The organism is Synechococcus sp. CCY9202 (assembly GCF_034931685.1).
GTDB lineage: Bacteria > Cyanobacteriota > Cyanobacteriia > PCC-6307 > Cyanobiaceae > CBW1002.
This window is the reverse complement of record NZ_JAYGID010000100.1, coordinates 40,718-56,850: the sequence shown is the minus strand read 5'-3', so window position 1 is coordinate 56,850 and position 16,133 is coordinate 40,718. Positions and strand designations below refer to the sequence as shown.

Genomic DNA, 16,133 nt, shown 5'->3' with positions numbered 1-16,133 from the left:
AGTTCCGGCACTGGTAGCGCTTGTGGCGCCGGCCATGGATGATCCCATGCTCCTGAGTGTGACAACGTGGGCAACGAAAGCCATCTGGCCAGCGCGCTTGCTCAAGGGCGGCCTCACACTTCTCCTCGGTGCCGTAGAGCTCGATGAACTGAGGCAGAGAAAGACTCGGCTGGAACTGGATCCGATTCATGGCCATAGCGATCCTGACCGGTACATGCGTATTAGTCTAGGTGCTGGAAGGGCGCTGACGGAGCTTGCTACCTAATCAAGAGGCACCTTGAAAGTCGCCCCTTCCAAGGATGAGAGTCCAAGCCGGGCCCAGACGATGCAATGAGCGCTCCTTGCAGGGTTCCGCCGGTCTCGAATGTTTCGAGGTGCCCGTTAAAGAAGCCACGCACGCCTACCCAGAGCACAGCCCGAGATGAGTAGAAGTACTCAGCAGATCCGCGAGATTTTCCTACCCGATCTCTCACGGATCTGCGGCCGAATGAGGATACGACAACCAAGCATGTTGCGGTTTACGCGATCCCGCTGACAAGGTGATCGCGCTGACCTTGGATGGCTGTGGTGGCCGTTGCAGTCCTTCCTTCCGTCGGCGGCAGGAGTGGGCCCATCGCCGCCGGAGATTTCAGGATCGACATCCGCATGACCAGCACCCTTGCGAAACCCGCAACCCAGAACGCCGGCAGCCACAGCCGCCAGCATGCCGATGGCGAAGGCAGCGTGCAGGTCCATCAGGACCCAGGCATGCGCATTGAAGAAGGAGCCCTGGTGATTGCCGTCTACGGCAAGGGAGGCATCGGCAAATCCACCACGTCCTCCAATCTGTCGGCCGCCTTTTCGAAGCTGGGCAAACGCGTGCTGCAGATCGGCTGCGATCCCAAGCACGACAGCACCTTCACGCTCACCAAGCAGATGGTGCCCACGGTGATCGATATTCTCGAAACGGTGGATTTCCATACTGAGGAACTCCAGCCGAACGACTTTGTTTTTGAAGGTTATAACGGCGTCATGTGCGTCGAGTCGGGTGGTCCACCCGCCGGCACCGGCTGTGGTGGTTATGTGACCGGGCAGACCGTGAAACTGCTCAAGGAGCATCACCTGCTTGAAGACACCGATGTAGTGATCTTCGATGTGCTGGGCGACGTGGTCTGCGGTGGCTTTGCGGCCCCGCTGCAGCACGCCCACTACTGCCTGATCGTGACCGCCAACGATTTTGATTCCATCTTTGCGATGAATCGGATCATTGCCGCCATTCAGGCCAAGGCGAAGAACTACAAGGTTCGACTGGGCGGCGTGGTAGCCAACCGCAGCAAGGACACCGACCAGATCGATCGCTTCAATGATCGCGTCGGCATGCGCACCATGGCTCACTTTCCTGATCTCGACGCGATCCGTCGCTCCCGCTTGAAAAAGTGCACCATTTTTGAGATGGAAGCCACCCCCGAGGTGGAAGCCGTTCAGCAGGAATATCTCAACCTCGCCCAACGGATGCTCGACAATGTCGAGCCTTTGGAGGCTGAGTCGCTCAAGGATCGCGAGATCTTCGATCTGCTCGGCTTCGACTGACGTTCGTCGTCCATTGCGGTCAACCACCGCCATCTTCAGCAGATGGCGGTGGTTGATGTCATCCGGATGTCAACAGTGGATGGCCATCAATATTGAACAGACACTGATTCCGGCCGAGACTTTACTCTAGCAAGGCATTGATTCTAGCCATTGATTTGTGCTGATTGGATCTTCAATCCGGACAGATCTTGATTCCTTCCGTTGAAAGGAGGAATCGTGCTAGGCCTGCGCAGGATTGAGCAGGCCGCTAATCAGGCCTCAGCCCAGACCCACCAGGTCCATCGAATACTCCCACATCTTCTGGGCAGTGACTGGATTGCTGGCCTTGTAGGAGAGTTCCTGGCTGAACTGCTTGCCACCACGCTTCTGGCGATTGCCCCAGCTCCAGTGCACTCCCGAAACGGCGAATTCGGGTTCCGCCACCACCTGTGCCACCCGGTCACCGGCCAACTGCTGACTCACGTAGCCACCGGTGATGTTCTTCTGGAACCAGGGGAAGATCTTCTGAAACAGCTTCGGTGTATTGCGGAACAGGGGTGTGTCAGCGACGCAGCCCGGGTAGAGAGAGCTGAACACGATTCCCGTGGAGGCATTGAGGCGGCGGTGCAGCTCCTGGGTGGTGATCATGTTGCAGAGCTTGCTGTCTTTATAGGCCTTGCCCGGCTTGAAGGGCTTGCCGCTGGCCATACTGATCGGAGCCTTGAAGCCGAGTTCGAAGCCGGAGAGGTCGCCCAGATCGGCAGGGGCGGGGATCGGGATCTTGCCACCCAACTCCTTGGAGTTGGCGGTGACGGTGCCCAGCACCACCACCCGGCGGGAGGGATGGGTGGAGCGCTGCAGATCCTCAAGCAGCAACTGAATCAACAGAAAATGACCAAGATGGTTGGTGGCCATCGAGAGCTCATAACCCTGAGGTGAGCGTTCGGGCTCTTTCAGACGCGGCTTGTAAACAGCCGCATTGATCACCAGGGCATCCAGCGGTTGCTCCAGAGATGCCACCAGCGCCTCAACGCCGACCCGCACACTCTCGAGATCGCCCAGATCAATGCGCAGATGGTGGAGCCGGTCGGCGGGAATGCCGAGGGAGTCGCTGGCGGCAGCGGCCCGAACGGGGTCGCGATTGGCTGTCACCACGGTCCAGCCTCGATCAACGAGGGCCTTGACGGCGTTGAGACCGACCCCCGAGGTCGTACCGGTGATCAGGACCGTTCCGGGGGCGGCGGCGGGTAGGGCCATCATGCGGGCGAGCAGGCGCCTGACAACCTAAGGAACCGGGCTGACGGCAGGCTTGGTGCCGGAAGGCTGCTCAACAGAAGGAAACGCGGCGGGGGACTGCCAGACGATCCGCAGGCGATTGGGAGCAATCCACTGATCCTGCTCCCGGATGAGGCGCTGCTCTCCGTCGACGCTGAAGAGTTGATCGAAACGTTCGCGAGCCCGGTGAAGTTTGGCTTTCTCGATATCAAGAACAGCGGCCAGTTCACCCTGGCGTTCCATGCGGTCCTGATAGGCCGCGGCCAGACGCACCAAGCTGACTCCGACCACCGACACCAGACCGATTTTCACCACCAGACCGATGACACTGCAGAGCGACTCCTTCTGCTCCTCACTCAGGCTGGGGGCCGGTAATGCGGTGACGCTTGCAATGACCGGGCTGGCAAGCCCACTTGGATCAGGATCGACGGCCCGCAACGGACGGGCTTGCGTGAGCGCTCGTCCAACGGGGCTGGACCGGCGATCGCCTGAGCCAGCCCGGACTGTGCCACGGGACTCAGCACGCCGCTGCGGCGGGGAAGAACGGGAACGACGGGGGGCAGGCACGGGCATCGGGCCCTCAGGGCCGCTGTCGAACTGACTTGCTTTTAGCAGGCGGAGGAAAGGATGCCAATCCCCCACCCAGATTCAGCGCCGAATCAGGCCTTGTACAGGCTGAAGCAAAGACGGACGGCCAGGACGCCGGCGTGGGCGGCCACCACCAAAGCGATCAGGATTTCGGCCTGGTTCAGGGTTGAAACCATGGTTGGGGGAGCATGAACGGAATCGGCACCATTCTTTGCCGCCGGCTCGCTACGGTCCAGCCTTCTTCGCCGCGCTGTCACAGCTCTTGATGGCCACCCCACCCGCCTCCGAAGACTGGCTCGTGCGGATTCCGGCCGAAAGCCTCCGCCGCCTCGACCTCAGCCCCCTGGAACCGTGGCGCCGGCTCAGCCCGGCCGAGCTGCTGGCCGGCACAGGCAAGCTCCGCCTCTCCTACGAATGGCCCCGCGCCGACGATGACCCCCGGGAACTCTCGGAAATCCCTGAGTTACGTCTCTGGAGCCTTCGCGCCGATGCCCTCTGCCCCTGGCTGACGCTGCTGCTGGACCGCAGGGACGGCGACCTGATCCGCCACGTGGCGATGCTGCTGCCCCATGGCTTCAGCCGCAACGAGGGGCTCCGCTTCGCGCCGGAAAGCCTCGATCTGTGGATCACCCATCGCCTCTTTCTGCTGGACGACTGGGCCGGTGCCGCCGGCCTGCACTGCCGTCAGAGCCTGAGCCAGATGGCCGCCGTGCTCGGCTTCGAGCTGGATCCAGGCTTCTGGCAGTCTCTCCCCTCCCCCCCGATGGGTGAGAACTGAGGCCGTTGGGCCCGATTCAGCCGGCCAGCAGCAGCATCACGGCGCGGCGGCTGCTGTCGATCGCCAGCAGCAGGGCCAGGCCACGCAGCATCCAGGCCAGAGAGCTCTCGCTGAAACGATTCAACTGGCCCGCCGACCACTGGGCCGCCAGGGCTGCCGTTCCCCCCAGCAGCACGGCAAGAACAAGCTGGCCGCGGCCGTCCTGCAGGAACGCCACCGAGGCCGCACTGGACGACACCAGCACTCCCAGGGTGCTGAACCGGATCGCCAGACGGATCGGCACCTGCAGAGCTTTCACCATCAGCGGCACCATGATCAGGCCGCCCCCCACACCCAGCAGGCCACCGGCCAGACCGGCGACGCCACCCACCGAGGTCAGGCCGGCCAGAGGCAGAGGTCGAGAGTCATGGGTTGCTGATGCCTCCTTCGGCTCGATCGTGATCGCCAGCAGCAGATACATCAGCGCCTGAAGGCCGAGCAGCATCCAGCCCTCCAGGCCCTGACCCAGACGGCTGAACAGGGCCGCGCTGATGGCAGCGCCGGCGGCAATGGCGACGCCACCGCTGCGGGGCAGCTGATCGCTGCGCAGATGGGTCCATGTGCCAGCCAGGGTGGTGGGAACGATCGCCAGGCTGCTGGTGGCCAGAGCCTGATGGGGCTCAAGGCCGATCAGCAGCAGAATCGGAGAAAAGATCAGCCCACCACCGATGCCCAGAAGGCCGGAGAGCAGCCCGGCCAGCAGGCCCAGGGGCACCAGCGCCAGCAGGGTCCAGGACATCGGCGCGGCAACCTGAGGCGATGGACGGGTCCCAGCATCCTGTACGGGACGGCAGCACAGCACAGGTCTGGCGCCTGCTGCCGGATTCGGCGCTCACCGGAACCTGGCAGATGGCGATCGATGAGTGGATGCTCGATCAGGGCCAACCGGCCCTGCGTCTCTACCGGTGGAGCCGCCCCACCCTGTCGCTGGGCTACCACCAGCGGCGTCTGCCGCCCCACTGGCTGGCCCTGGCGGCGGACGGCCTGATCGACCTGGTCCGCAGACCCACTGGCGGCCGGGCGGTGCTGCACGGCTGCGGCGATCTCACCTACGCCCTGATCTGGCCCGATCCCCCTGGCCAGCGCCTGGAGGCCTACCGCCTGGCCTGCCGCTGGCTGCAGCACGCCTTCGCCGCCCTGGGGCTGCCGCTCCAGTTCGGCAACGAGCCAAGCGGCTCCCAGGGGGCCCATGCACCGAACTGCTTTGCCAGCGCCACCGCGGCGGATCTGGTGGACGCCGCTGGATTCAAGCGGATCGGCAGCGCCCAGCTCTGGCGCCGCGGCCAGCTGCTGCAACACGGCGCCATCCTGGTGACGCCGGAGCCGGAGCTGTGGCGGCAGATCTTCGGGGAACCTCCGCCGCCGCCGCCGGCAGGACGACTCAGCAGCACCCTGGGAGTGGAGGATCCCCACCATCCGCTCCGGCAACAACTGCTGACCGCGGCCCGGTCGGCCCTGCCGGGCGCTCCGGTCGTGCTGCAACCCCAGCCGCTCAGCGACACCGAATGGAACGCTGTGGAGGGGCGGCTGCAGCGCTACAGGGAAGGGCTGACGCTCACTTCCCCGGAAGCCACCATTGAGCGCGCCACCTGACCGAGGGCCAGACCGAGGGGATAGGTGCCCTGGCGCCGCGCCAGCTCGAGCATGGGTGCCGGCAGCTTCACACCCAACCGCCCCAGCACAGCCTCACTCAGTTCGGGGCGCTCCAGGGTGCCGCTGGGCAGCCCGGCGGGACTCAGCACCAGCAGACGGGACTCTGGACCATCCTCCAGGCGCAGGGCCGCCTGCCACAACGCATCACCCTCACCGATCGAGGGCAACGAAGCCAGCGGTTTGAGGTGATCGGCGATGCGCTCGGTGTCCCAGCGCTGAACCGGCAGGGCCTGCAGGGGGTCGTCATCGATCACACCGCACCAACGGCCCCGATCGCACACCAGCACCCAGTCGCTCGGACCCTTGTCCTGGCTGAGGCGTAGCTGGCTGAGCTGGCGCAGGCTGTCGGACGACTCCAGCACCCGGAAGCGGCGCTGGGCCGCATCCCTCACCCGCAGATCCTTGAGCGCCTGCTGCAGAGCCAGCATCTGGCGCTGGTTGCGGGCAGCTCCCAGACCAAACCAGCCGAGCAGAATCAGCCAGGCACCGGAGATGCCACCGCCACGCAGCAACAGCACGGTGCCCAGACCCACGGCGAGGAAAGAGAGGAAACGGCCGGAGGCCATCGCCACCTCCACACCGCGGCGCTGGCTGCCCGTGACCTGCCAGACCAGGGCCTTGAGGATCAGGCCACCATCCAGGGGCAGACCGGGCAGCAGGTTGAACAAAGCCAGCACCAGGTTGAGGATCCCGAGCTCCTGGACCATCTCGCCGAGCAGGGGGGCGAGATGGGCTGCTCCGTGCTGAAGGGAGAGCAAGGTGACGCCCAGGACCAGGCTGACGGCCGGGCCCGCCGCCGCCACCAGCAGGGCACCGCGGGCTGTGGAACACTCCCGCTCCACGCTGGCCACTCCGCCAAGCAGGAACAGGGTGATCGCGTTCACCCGCACCCCCTGATTGAGGGCCACCAGGGCATGTCCCAGCTCGTGCAGCAGCACCGAGACGAACAGCAGCACGGCCGTGAGCAGGCCCACGGACCAGGTGGCAAAGCTTCCCCCCGTCTCGCCGGAGGCCATGGCGTAGTGCTGCTGGAACGCCACCGTGGCCACCATCAGAATCACAAACCAGCTGGGGTGGATCCGCAGCGGAATGCCGCGGATCCGCAGGATTTGCCAGCCGTTGCTCAAGCCTTCACCCACAGCCGCCGCGTTCAAGAGCCTCAGGCCGGACCCAAGGAAGATTGGTTCCAATCCTAGAAAGGCTCCTGCACCGCCCGCCCCGGATGGCCCGCCCCCAGCTCAAGATCTGCGGCCTGCGGCAGCCGGACCAGGCCTCGGCCGTGGCGGCCCTGGGCGTCGATGCGATCGGCGTGATCGCCGTGGAGCGTTCACCCCGGTTTCTGGCGGCCGAGCGACGTCCGGCGCTGTTCGCTGCCATGCAGACCGCCAACCCGCTCTGCCGCGGCGTGCTGGTGGTGGCCGATCCGGGCGACGACCGTCTGGCGGAACTGGGTGAGGGCGGTCACCGCGTGGTGCAACTGCACGGCAGTGAATCGGTGGCTCGCTGCCGCGACCTGCGGCAGCGGCTGGGCGCGGGGGTTCAGCTCTGGAAAGCCCTGCGGATCGGTTCGGCAGACGACCTGGTGAAAGCGCAGGCCTACACCGAGGTGGTGGACGCGCTGCTGCTCGATGCCTGGGTGGAAGGACAGCTGGGCGGCACGGGCCGCGCCATCCCGCTGCAGTGGCTTCAGGAGTTCCGCCCCTCCCTGCCCTGGTGGTTGGCCGGGGGCATCGGGCCGGAGACCGTCGGCGCGGTGCTGGAGACGCTCAGCCCCGATGGCCTCGACGCCTCCAGCCGCGTGGAACGCAGCCCCGGAGACAAGGATCTCGCCCGGGTGGCGGCCCTGGTGCGGCTGGTGAAGGGCGAGGGGACCAGGCCAGCCAGCGCCAGGACTGCCGCACCGATCGGCTGACGAATCGCCGCCGCGGCGGCAGGATCAGGACTCCCGCCGGTTGCCGCCGCCCGTGCCGATCCCCCTCTCTTCCGCGTCTCAGGCCCGCCCTGCCAGGGCCATGGGCCTGTGGCAGCCTGCCCGCATGCGTCAGCTTGCTGGCCTGATCCTGGCCACCGCCCTGCCCCTGGGCGGCCCGGCGGCGCTGAAAGCCCAGGATCTGGTCGGCTGCCAGCTGATTGAGGGCGCCCTGCAGTGCGTGCCGGGAGTAACGGGAACACCGCAACAGCAGATCCGGATCCTGCGGGGCGAGATCGGGGCTGACCAGCAGCTGGAGGGGGCGGTGGAGCAGCAGATCGATGGGCTGCGACGGCTGGAGCTCCAGGGAGAGGCTCGGGTGGGCTCGCTGCTGCAGGCCACGATCGTGGCCGATGGCCAAGCGGCCCTCGCCGCCAGCCAGTACCACTGGTACCGACTGGCGCCAGGCCGCAACCACTGGGAGCTGATTGCTGAAGCTTCAGGCCCCAGCTACCAGCCCACCACCAACGATCTGGCCTATGAGGTGATGGTGGTGGTGGTGAGCGAGACACCGAACGGAACCAGGCGCCTGGCCTCAGCACCCGTGGGACCGATCGGCGTGGCCAGACCCTCAATCACCCCCTGAACTAGCCAGCAGATCCATGATTAAGGCTCAGTGATCCGTTCCGTTGAGACGGTGGTCTTGGTCTGCTGGGGGACGTGGATCCTGCTCAGCCGAGACCCTGTTCCACATCCGTCCCGTTGACAACCCAAGCCCATTTCAGGTGGACAGAACGGCTTCCTGCTGTTTCACGAGTTCGAAGAACTCCTGCTTGAGACTGGGATCGAGGCGGAAATCGCCACGCACCACGGAATTGACCATGCTGGTCTGGGGTTCCTTGACGCCGCGCCATTTCATGCAGTAGTGCTGAGCCTTCACCAGAATCGCCAATCCCTGGGGCTCACAGAGCCGCTCAATCTCATCGGCCAGAATCATCACGGCCTCTTCCTGGATATGGGGACGGGAGAAGACCCAGTCGGCGACACGAGAGAATTTGGAAAGCCCGATCACGCGGTCACCCGGCTTGATTCCAATCCAGCAGTTGCCGAGAATCGGCACGAGGTGGTGCGAACAGGCCGAACGCACGGAAATTGGCCCAACCGTATAAATTTCATCCAGCTTCTTCACATTGGGGAAACTGGCAATCTTGGGCTGCTCGTGATAGCGCCCTTTGAAGACTTCGTGAAGATACATACGGGCGACCCGCTCGGCTGTCTCTTCGGTGTTGTGATCATTTTCGATGTCAATCACCAGACTGCGCAGCAGATCGCGCACCTTGCCTGCCACCTCAATCTCGAGCTGGTCAAGTTCACCCTCGCCGAGATAGGCGGAGATGTTGTCGTTGGCGAGGAAGGAGACACCAGCTTCCCGCAGCCGCTCACGGATACGGTGGCTCGCCGGCAGGGGAGCAGCCTCAGGCGTCGCCATGGCACCGGTTGAAAAGCGGGAGGGGAGGGTGGAGGTCATGAAAGAGGGTTAGAGAGCGCCGGCGGCCGGCATGAGCGTGAGGTCTTCAACCACCTGGGTGGCGGGTTGTTGAGCCAGAAACAGCAGTGCATCGGCCGCTTGCTCGGGATCAAGCATGGCACGCCGGTCAAAGTCACTGTGGACGGTTTCGCTATCCCAAAGGCTTGAATTGACTGCACCCAGAGTGAGCGTGCTCACTCGAATCCCGTGGGTGCGTTCCTCGACAGCCAGACAACGGCTGAACGAAACCAGTGCCGCCTTGCTGGCGCAGTAGGCGCCCCAGTCCGGGAAGGCCTGATGGGCGGCATGGCTGCTCACATTGATGATGTGACCACGGCCGGCGGCACGCAGGTGCGGCAGAACGGCCTGACACACCTGAAAAACGCTGGTGACGTTGAGCTGAAACAGCCACTGCCACTGCGACAGAGGCATCGAGGCCAGGGCGCCGGTGTAGGCGACGCCGGCATTGTTGATCACCAGCTGTGGCAGAAGGCCCCGGCTGCAGAGCTGATCCAGCCCGACGGGGATGGCTGCGGCATCCGCCAGGTCGATGGCGGCCACCTCAACGGTTCGACCCAGGGGACGGAGTTCATCGGCCAGGGTCTCAAGGTCCGGCAGGGAGCGCGCCAGCAGGAGCAGGTCATAGCCGTTGGCCGCCAGCTTGCGGGCGGCCGCTGCGCCGATCCCTCTGGAGGCACCCGTGATCAGAGCAGCAACCAAGGTGCTCGCGCGTTCCTTCAGACCCTAAACAGGAGCGACGGCCTCTGGGGTAGGGGAAGCCGCCTCATACCGGCCCATGGCCCGGTACTTGGCGTAGCGCTGCTCCAGCAGGTCGTGCTCAGACAGGCTGGACAGCTCCTCGAGCGACTCCAGCAGGGCGCCCTTGAGCGTGGCGGCAGCCTGCAGCGGTGCCCAGTGATTCCCACCCGAGGGCTCCTGCAGCACCCGATCGATGATGTCAAGCCGCAGCAGATCGGGCCCCGTGATCTTGAGGGCCTCGGCCGCTGCCGGTGCCTTGGCGGCATCGCGCCAGAGAATCGAGGCACAGGCCTCGGGACTGGCCACCGTGTAGACGCTGTGCTCGAACATCAGCAGCCGATCCGCCACCCCGATGCCCAGGGCTCCACCGGAGCCGCCCTCACCAATCACGGTGGCCACGATCGGCACCCGCAGGCGGAACATCTCGCGCAGGTTGACCGCAATCGCCTCGCCCTGCCCCTGCTCCTCGGCCAGCACGCCGGCATAGGCCCCGGGCGTGTCGATGAAACAGAGGATCGGCAGCCGGAAGCGATCGGCGTGCTCCATCAGCCGCATCGCCTTGCGATAGCCACCCGGCGAGGCCATGCCGAAGTTGCGAGCCACGTTCTCCTTGGTGTCACGCCCCTTCTGATGGCCGATCAACAGCACGGCCCGATCGCCGATACGGCCCACCCCGCCCACCAGGGCCTTGTCGTCGGAGCCCCGCCGATCGCCATGGAGCTCAATCCACTCGTCGGTGATCAGCTGGATGTAATCGAGGCTGCTGGGCCGCTGGGGATGGCGCGCCACCTGAATCTTCTGGGCCGGAGTGAGCGCCAGAAAGATCTCCTCGCGGCGACGGGTGGCCAGGGTTTCCAGCTGCAGGAGCTGCTGGCTCACATCCACCTCGGAATCCCGCGCCAACTGGCGAATCTGGTCGATCTGTTCCTCGAGCTCCACCAGGGGTTTTTCGAAGTCCAGCAGGGCGCGGCGGGCCATGGCGATCGGAAAGGAGGAGAAGGAATTCAGGCCGAAGCCAGGGCGGGGGCGGCGGCGGGGTCAGCGGATTCGGGGGCCTGATCCGAGTCCAAGGCGAGGGCTGAAAAGCCATGGCGGAGGGAAGCAGCGCCAATCAGGTCCATGGCCTCGAGGGTGATGTTGTTGCGACCCCAGCTGAAGTTCGTATGGATGTCTTCGAAATCGAGCAGCATCGCCTCAGCGAAACAGGCGAACATCTGACGCTGAGGTCTGGCCATCTCCGCCACTTCCATCATCTGCCAACCGATGTCCTGCCAGAACTCGACGATGCCCCCCTTGAGCACATGCACCCCCTCAGCCGCCGCGCGACTGTCGAGGTTCTTGGGGTAGCCGCCATCGATCATCAGGCAGGGCTTGCGCAGCGTTGCCGTATCGATCTGCAGGCTCTGGGGCAGGCTCGCCACCCACACCACCACGTCGGCTTCGCTCAGGGCCTGATCCAACGGCAGAATCCGGCCGCTGCCGAGGCTCTCCTGGAGGTCCACCAATGGCTGGGGCCGTCGTGCCACCAGCAGCAAGTCACCCACGCCGCGTCGCTGCAACCAGCGGCAGACCGCACTGCCGATGTCGCCACTGGCACCCACCACCGCCACCTTGGCCGTGGCCAGATCCATGCCCAGCCGGGGAGCGTTGATCTCCACCTGCCGGCAGATCACCCAGGCCGTATGGGTGTTGCCGGTGGTGAAGCGCTGCCAATCCAGCTGCACCGCACTGACCCGCTCTTCGCGCAGAAGATTGAGATCTTCGAAAATGATTGATGTGAAGCCTCCCAGGGCCGTGATGTCAATCCCACTTTTCTGGGCCAGTTCCATGGCCTTGAGCACCTTCCGCTTCGCCGTTTTGAAGCGCCGCAGCATTTCCGGAACGAACACCGAATCGATGTAGGCGCCTCGGATGGTCTTGCCGGTGGCACTGGTGACCGTCACCTCCTCCACCAGCTGAGGAGGAGCGGCGCACCACATGTCGAGGTCGCCATCGGCGTACTCGTCGTAGCCCAGGGACCTGGCCTTGATTCTGGCCTCCTCAAAACTGGTGGAGTGACCGATCAGGCCGAACATCAGGTCTTCCGTCGCTACTAGGACAAAGGCGCGCCCCCTGGACGCGCGCCACATCTTGCCATGGGCATTCTCAGGCCCTGCGCCTTGGCCAGGCCTCAGCCCACCAGGGCAGCGGCAGCAAGCTTGGCGATCTCACGGCCGGTGAAGCCGATATCCATCAGGGCCTCCTGGTACGAGCTGAGGAAATCGGCCATCAGATCTTCCTTTTCCATCTGCAGAACGGCAGCATCCCCAGCCACCTGTTCGAGCATCTTGCGCACCAGGGGCAGATTTTCGCGGTTGGCCTGCTCCAGCTCCTGACGGGAGGCTTCAAGATTGGCCTTGAGCCACTCCTGACCGTAGTTGAGGTGGGTGTACTCGTCTTTGACCACACCTTCGGTGATTTTGCGCGCGAACGGATCGGCCACCGGGATATAGATGTGATAGGCCGAGATCGCAAAGGCTTCGATCAGGATGGCCTGAATCAGCAGACAGGTGACCACCTTGCCTTCGGCCAGTGCCGCCTGGAAGTTGCCATGCAGCGGCGCAAAGAACTCCTTGGCGAAGGGCATGTCAGCCGTCACACCGAGATTGTTGGCACAGGCCGTGAAGCCCTTCATGTGCTTCAGCTCCATCCGGGCCAGGCGGGACAACTCCTCGGCCTGATCGGGCAACAGGCTGCCGAGCGAAATGTAGTTGTCGTGGGCTTCCTGCTCACCCTCAATCACAATCGCATTGATGCGGCTGTAGGCATCTTTGTAACTGGAACTCTGGAAATCGGGCAGCCCCCCCTCGGCCACCGTTGTGGGCGCCAGGTCGGGCGCAGCAGACTCAACGGCACTGGGGAGTGGGGACATGGCGACCTCGCTTTCAACTTAGGGATGCTGGCCTGGACTGTAGTCACCCCCTGGGCTTCCGGGGGGCCAGTCACTGGCCAGCAGCGCCTCGAAGCGGCTCCGCCAGCCGGCCACCAGTCGCTCGAACAGCTCCTGGCCCAGCTCGCCGCTGGCCTCACCCGGATCGCCGATCACGCCGGACCGGCTCAGATCACGGCTGAGCCAGGCGGAAGGGGCGGCCCCTTCCAGGCTCCAGCCCGTGGGAGGCGCCTGGGACGGCAGACCATCAGCAGGCGGCAGCGGCCCCACCAGGGAGGGGGCCAGATGCAGCATCAGGCTGGTTTCGGCCAGGGCGGCATGCAGCCCCTGGGACCGTTCCGGCTCCGGGATCAGGTCAGCGATGCCTTCCGGCCCGCTCCAGAGGAAGCAGGGCAACACCGCCAGGGCCGGATGGGCGGCCCGCAGCTGCCGGGCCGCCACCTGCAGCAGGGCGATCTGACCGCCATGGCCGTTGAACAGCACCAGCCGGCGGAAGCCCGCCGCCGCCAGATCGCGGCCCACGGCCTGGACCATGGCGATCAGGGTTTCCGCATCGAGGCTGAGGGTGCCGGCAAAGCCCTGATGCTCCGGCGAGAAGCCGATCGCCTGCACCGGTAACCGCCACAGGGGCCAGGCGGGCTCGTCAGGGCCTTGACGGGCCCAACCCTCCAGCACCGCCTCCAGCACCTTCTCGGCAAAGAGGGCATCGGTGCCCAGAGGCAAATGGGGGCCGTGCTGCTCGATCGCACCGAAGGGCCAGACCACGGTGCTGCCGGGTCGGGATGCTGCTGCCTGCAGGGCCGGCCAGCTCAGTCGCTCCAGGCGTCGCTCCATGGGATAGAGGCAGGGTGCCTACAGTGTGTGGCTCCCGCAAGCACTGTGGACATGGCCGGAACCGGCAGCCCCTCGCCGCGCACGCCCTCCCAGCGCCCCGTTCCGCCGGGAGCGTCCAGGCCCCAGGCAGGCGCACCAGTGCGCAAGCTGCCCCAGGTGTTGATGCTCAAGAAGGAGGAGCAAGCCGCCCCTGACGCTGTTGCGCAGGACGCTGCTGCTCCACTGGCGCCGCCGGTCCGGAACGACGCCACCACGGCCCAGCCTCAGGCGGCCCCAACGCAGCAGCGGCCCGCCCGCAGCGACGATGACCTGTTCGGCATGGGAGAGCTCGAGGGGCTCACCATGGCCGATCTGCTGGGGCCCGACTCCAGCCAGCGCCGCCGCCCGAGCGGCGGGTCCGGGTCTGCCCGCTCCATCGGCCAGGGACGACCCGGTTCCGATGCCAGTGGTGATCGGCCCACTCAGCCCAGCCGCACGGTTGACGATTTCGATTTCGACGAGGAGGCCTTCCTCGCGGCCCTCGACGAGAACGAGCCGGTCGGGACGACCGGTGAAGTGGTGCGTGGCGTGGTCATCGCTCTGGAGAGCGATGGGGTGTATGTGGACATTGGCGGCAAGGCCCCGGGCTTCATGCCGAAGAACGAATGCGGCCTCGGGGTGATCACCAACCTCAAGGAACGCTTCCCCAAGGGGGCTGAGGTCGAAGTGCTGGTCACCCGCGAGCAGAATGCCGACGGCATGGTGACCGTGAGTGCCCGCGCCCTCGCCCTGCGCCAGAGCTGGGACAAGGTGCGCCAGCTGGAGAAGGATGGCCAGGTGGTGCAGGTGAAGGTGAACGGCTTCAACCGTGGTGGCGTCACCTGCGACCTGGAGGGCCTGCGGGGCTTCATTCCCCGCTCCCAGCTCAACGAAGGCGAGAACCACGAGGCCCTGGTGGGCAAGACCATCGGCGCCGCGTTCCTGGAGGTCAACCCCGAGACCCGCAAGCTGGTGCTTTCCGAGAAGAAGGCCGCTTCCGCCGCGAGGTTCGCCGCCCTGGAGATCGGCCAGCTGGTGGAGGGTCAGGTCGTGGCGGTGAAGCCCTATGGCCTGTTCGTCGACCTCGGTGGCGTCAGCGGCCTGCTGCACCACTCCTCCATCACCGGTGGCCAGATGCGCGACCTGCGCGAGGTGTTCGATCAGGGCGACCGGGTGAAGGCCCTGATCACAGACCTGGATCCGGGCCGCGGACGGATCGCCCTGAACACCGCCCTGCTGGAGGGCCAGCCCGGTGAGCTGCTGATTGAAAAGGAGAAAGTGATGGCCGAGGCCACCGACCGCGCCAATCGGGCGCGATCCGTGCTGCGCCAGCAGGAGCAGAACGCCGGATGAGCGGATCGACCGCCTCTGCCCAGCCCGCGGCACCGATCGAGACCGCCCGATCCGCCCCGGACTGGGAGCTCGACTTTTATTCCCGCCCGATCCTCGAAGCCGACGGCAAGAAACGCTGGGAGCTGCTGATCTGTGCCACGCCTGAAGCGACCGACACCGGTCTGCCCTTCCGCTGGCATCGCACCTGTCCGTCCAACAGCGTGAACTCGATCTGGCTGAAACAGGCCATCGAAGAGGCTCTGGCCGAGGCCACCGACCAAGGTCTGGATCCACCACGTCGGCTGCGCTGCTGGCGAGCCTCGATGCGCACGATGGTGCAGCGGGCTGCTGAGGGCCTGGGGGTGGAACTGGTGCCGAGCCGCCGCTGTTACGCCCTGGTGGAGTGGCTGCAGGAGCGTCAGGCCATCGTGTATCCCGCCGAGGAGGGCTACATGGCTGGCCCCCTGGCACCCCCGCCGGCACCGATCCAGCCGGTGGCCATTCCCCTGCCGGAAGCGGCCCGTGGCGACAGCTGGAGCTGGGCCAGCCTGCCGGCAGCAGCCATCGCTGATGCTGCGGGCTGGGACATCGACTTCGCCGGGCTGATCCGCCGCCCCGACAACCTGGCTGACGACACCCCGATTCCCGGTGTGCGTCTGTTCAGCCGCCACCGCTCCCTGGCCCTGGCCGCCTGGTTCGCCGGGCTGGAGCCGGTCAGACTGGAGATCAGCGGCGATCAGCTGGTGCTGGAGGCGGGCCTCGAGGATCGCTGGTTGCTGGCCCGGCTGCCAGCCGAGGAAGCCAGGGCGTCTGCCGCCGCTTTCGCCGCCGCCCGTGCACAAGCGGGGGGGCTGCAGTTCCTGGCCGTTCAGAGCAGCGAGACCGAACCGCGCTTTCAGGGCTTCTGGCTGCTGCGGGATCTGCCGGACGCCTGAGGCGTCGC

The 16,133-nt window shown here is 65.6% G+C and carries 19 protein-coding genes; 7 read left to right on the top strand and 12 right to left on the bottom strand.

From position 1 onward, the window contains the following. A partial coding sequence (locus VB777_RS13135) for a transposase (RefSeq protein ID WP_416238342.1) occupies positions 1-190 on the bottom strand: 190 nt, incomplete at its 3' end. Positions 191-645: 455 nt separating this feature from the next. Here VB777_RS13135 and bchL point away from each other — a divergent pair. Further along, positions 646-1,569, top strand: a complete 924-nt coding sequence (bchL, locus tag VB777_RS13130) for a ferredoxin:protochlorophyllide reductase (ATP-dependent) iron-sulfur ATP-binding protein (RefSeq protein WP_231598341.1) — start codon at positions 646-648, stop codon at positions 1,567-1,569. A gap of 258 nt (positions 1,570-1,827) precedes the next feature. Here bchL and VB777_RS13125 read toward each other — a convergent pair whose 3' ends face one another. The 3 genes from VB777_RS13125 to psaM form a co-directional block, all read right to left on the bottom strand. Further along, positions 1,828-2,808 (bottom strand): protochlorophyllide reductase, encoded by a 981-nt coding sequence (locus VB777_RS13125; RefSeq protein ID WP_322758497.1) that lies wholly within the window; start codon positions 2,806-2,808, stop codon positions 1,828-1,830. A gap of 24 nt (positions 2,809-2,832) precedes the next feature. Then, complete coding sequence (locus tag VB777_RS13120; RefSeq protein ID WP_231605368.1) at positions 2,833-3,135, bottom strand: hypothetical protein; 303 nt, start codon at positions 3,133-3,135, stop codon at positions 2,833-2,835. A 347-nt stretch (positions 3,136-3,482) separates the two neighbouring features. Further along, positions 3,483-3,587, bottom strand: a complete 105-nt coding sequence (psaM, locus tag VB777_RS13115; protein WP_197156612.1) for a photosystem I reaction center subunit XII — start codon at positions 3,585-3,587, stop codon at positions 3,483-3,485. An 89-nt stretch (positions 3,588-3,676) separates the two neighbouring features. On the opposite strand from psaM, the gene VB777_RS13110 reads away from it, so the two are divergent. Beyond that, entirely contained in the window at positions 3,677-4,189 is a 513-nt protein-coding gene (locus tag VB777_RS13110) for a CRR6 family NdhI maturation factor (RefSeq protein WP_322758496.1), read from the top strand. A gap of 16 nt (positions 4,190-4,205) precedes the next feature. Here the strand turns inward: VB777_RS13110 and VB777_RS13105 are convergent, their stop codons facing one another. Then, a complete protein-coding gene (locus VB777_RS13105) occupies positions 4,206-4,967 on the bottom strand; it encodes a sulfite exporter TauE/SafE family protein (protein WP_323249480.1) in 762 nt (253 codons plus the stop codon). Positions 4,968-4,987: 20 nt separating this feature from the next. Between VB777_RS13105 and VB777_RS13100 the strand changes: the two genes are divergently transcribed. Further along, positions 4,988-5,821, top strand: a complete 834-nt coding sequence (locus tag VB777_RS13100; RefSeq protein ID WP_322758494.1) for a lipoate--protein ligase family protein — start codon at positions 4,988-4,990, stop codon at positions 5,819-5,821. Here the strand turns inward: VB777_RS13100 and VB777_RS13095 are convergent. Continuing rightward, positions 5,764-7,008 (bottom strand): site-2 protease family protein, encoded by a 1,245-nt coding sequence (locus tag VB777_RS13095; RefSeq protein WP_197158865.1) that lies wholly within the window; start codon positions 7,006-7,008, stop codon positions 5,764-5,766. The two genes, VB777_RS13100 and VB777_RS13095, sit on opposite strands and share 58 nt — an antisense overlap. Before the next feature lie 95 nt (positions 7,009-7,103). Between VB777_RS13095 and VB777_RS13090 the strand changes: the two genes are divergently transcribed. Beyond that, on the top strand, positions 7,104-7,793 hold the full coding sequence (locus tag VB777_RS13090; RefSeq protein WP_323249478.1) for a phosphoribosylanthranilate isomerase: 690 nt from the start codon (positions 7,104-7,106) through the stop codon (positions 7,791-7,793). 124 nt (positions 7,794-7,917) lie between these two features. After that, complete coding sequence (locus VB777_RS13085; RefSeq protein WP_323249476.1) at positions 7,918-8,436, top strand: hypothetical protein; 519 nt, start codon at positions 7,918-7,920, stop codon at positions 8,434-8,436. 135 nt (positions 8,437-8,571) lie between these two features. Here VB777_RS13085 and folE read toward each other — a convergent pair whose 3' ends face one another. The 6 genes from folE to VB777_RS13055 form a co-directional block, all read right to left on the bottom strand. Continuing rightward, complete coding sequence (gene folE, locus VB777_RS13080; RefSeq protein ID WP_197170517.1) at positions 8,572-9,318, bottom strand: GTP cyclohydrolase I; 747 nt, start codon at positions 9,316-9,318, stop codon at positions 8,572-8,574. Between the two features lie 9 nt (positions 9,319-9,327). Continuing rightward, on the bottom strand, positions 9,328-10,038 hold the full coding sequence (locus VB777_RS13075; protein WP_322758491.1) for an SDR family oxidoreductase: 711 nt from the start codon (positions 10,036-10,038) through the stop codon (positions 9,328-9,330). A gap of 24 nt (positions 10,039-10,062) precedes the next feature. Then, the gene (locus VB777_RS13070; protein WP_197156627.1) at positions 10,063-11,055 is read right to left on the bottom strand and encodes an acetyl-CoA carboxylase carboxyltransferase subunit alpha; all 993 of its coding nucleotides are present in this window, start codon (positions 11,053-11,055) and stop codon (positions 10,063-10,065) included. A gap of 26 nt (positions 11,056-11,081) precedes the next feature. After that, positions 11,082-12,152, bottom strand: coding sequence for a long-chain acyl-[acyl-carrier-protein] reductase (locus VB777_RS13065; RefSeq protein ID WP_322758490.1), 1,071 nt, complete (start codon positions 12,150-12,152; stop codon positions 11,082-11,084). 95 nt (positions 12,153-12,247) lie between these two features. Continuing rightward, on the bottom strand, positions 12,248-12,988 hold the full coding sequence (locus VB777_RS13060) for an aldehyde oxygenase (deformylating) (RefSeq protein ID WP_231597987.1): 741 nt from the start codon (positions 12,986-12,988) through the stop codon (positions 12,248-12,250). Positions 12,989-13,006: 18 nt separating this feature from the next. Beyond that, positions 13,007-13,840, bottom strand: coding sequence for a creatininase family protein (locus VB777_RS13055; RefSeq protein ID WP_197170520.1), 834 nt, complete (start codon positions 13,838-13,840; stop codon positions 13,007-13,009). 51 nt (positions 13,841-13,891) lie between these two features. Between VB777_RS13055 and VB777_RS13050 the strand changes: the two genes are divergently transcribed. After that, complete coding sequence (locus VB777_RS13050) at positions 13,892-15,211, top strand: S1 RNA-binding domain-containing protein (RefSeq protein ID WP_322758489.1); 1,320 nt, start codon at positions 13,892-13,894, stop codon at positions 15,209-15,211. After that, on the top strand, positions 15,208-16,125 hold the full coding sequence (locus VB777_RS13045; RefSeq protein WP_322758488.1) for a Tab2/Atab2 family RNA-binding protein: 918 nt from the start codon (positions 15,208-15,210) through the stop codon (positions 16,123-16,125). Before VB777_RS13050 ends, VB777_RS13045 begins: the two co-directional genes overlap by 4 nt. Positions 16,126-16,133: the final 8 nt, after the last annotated feature.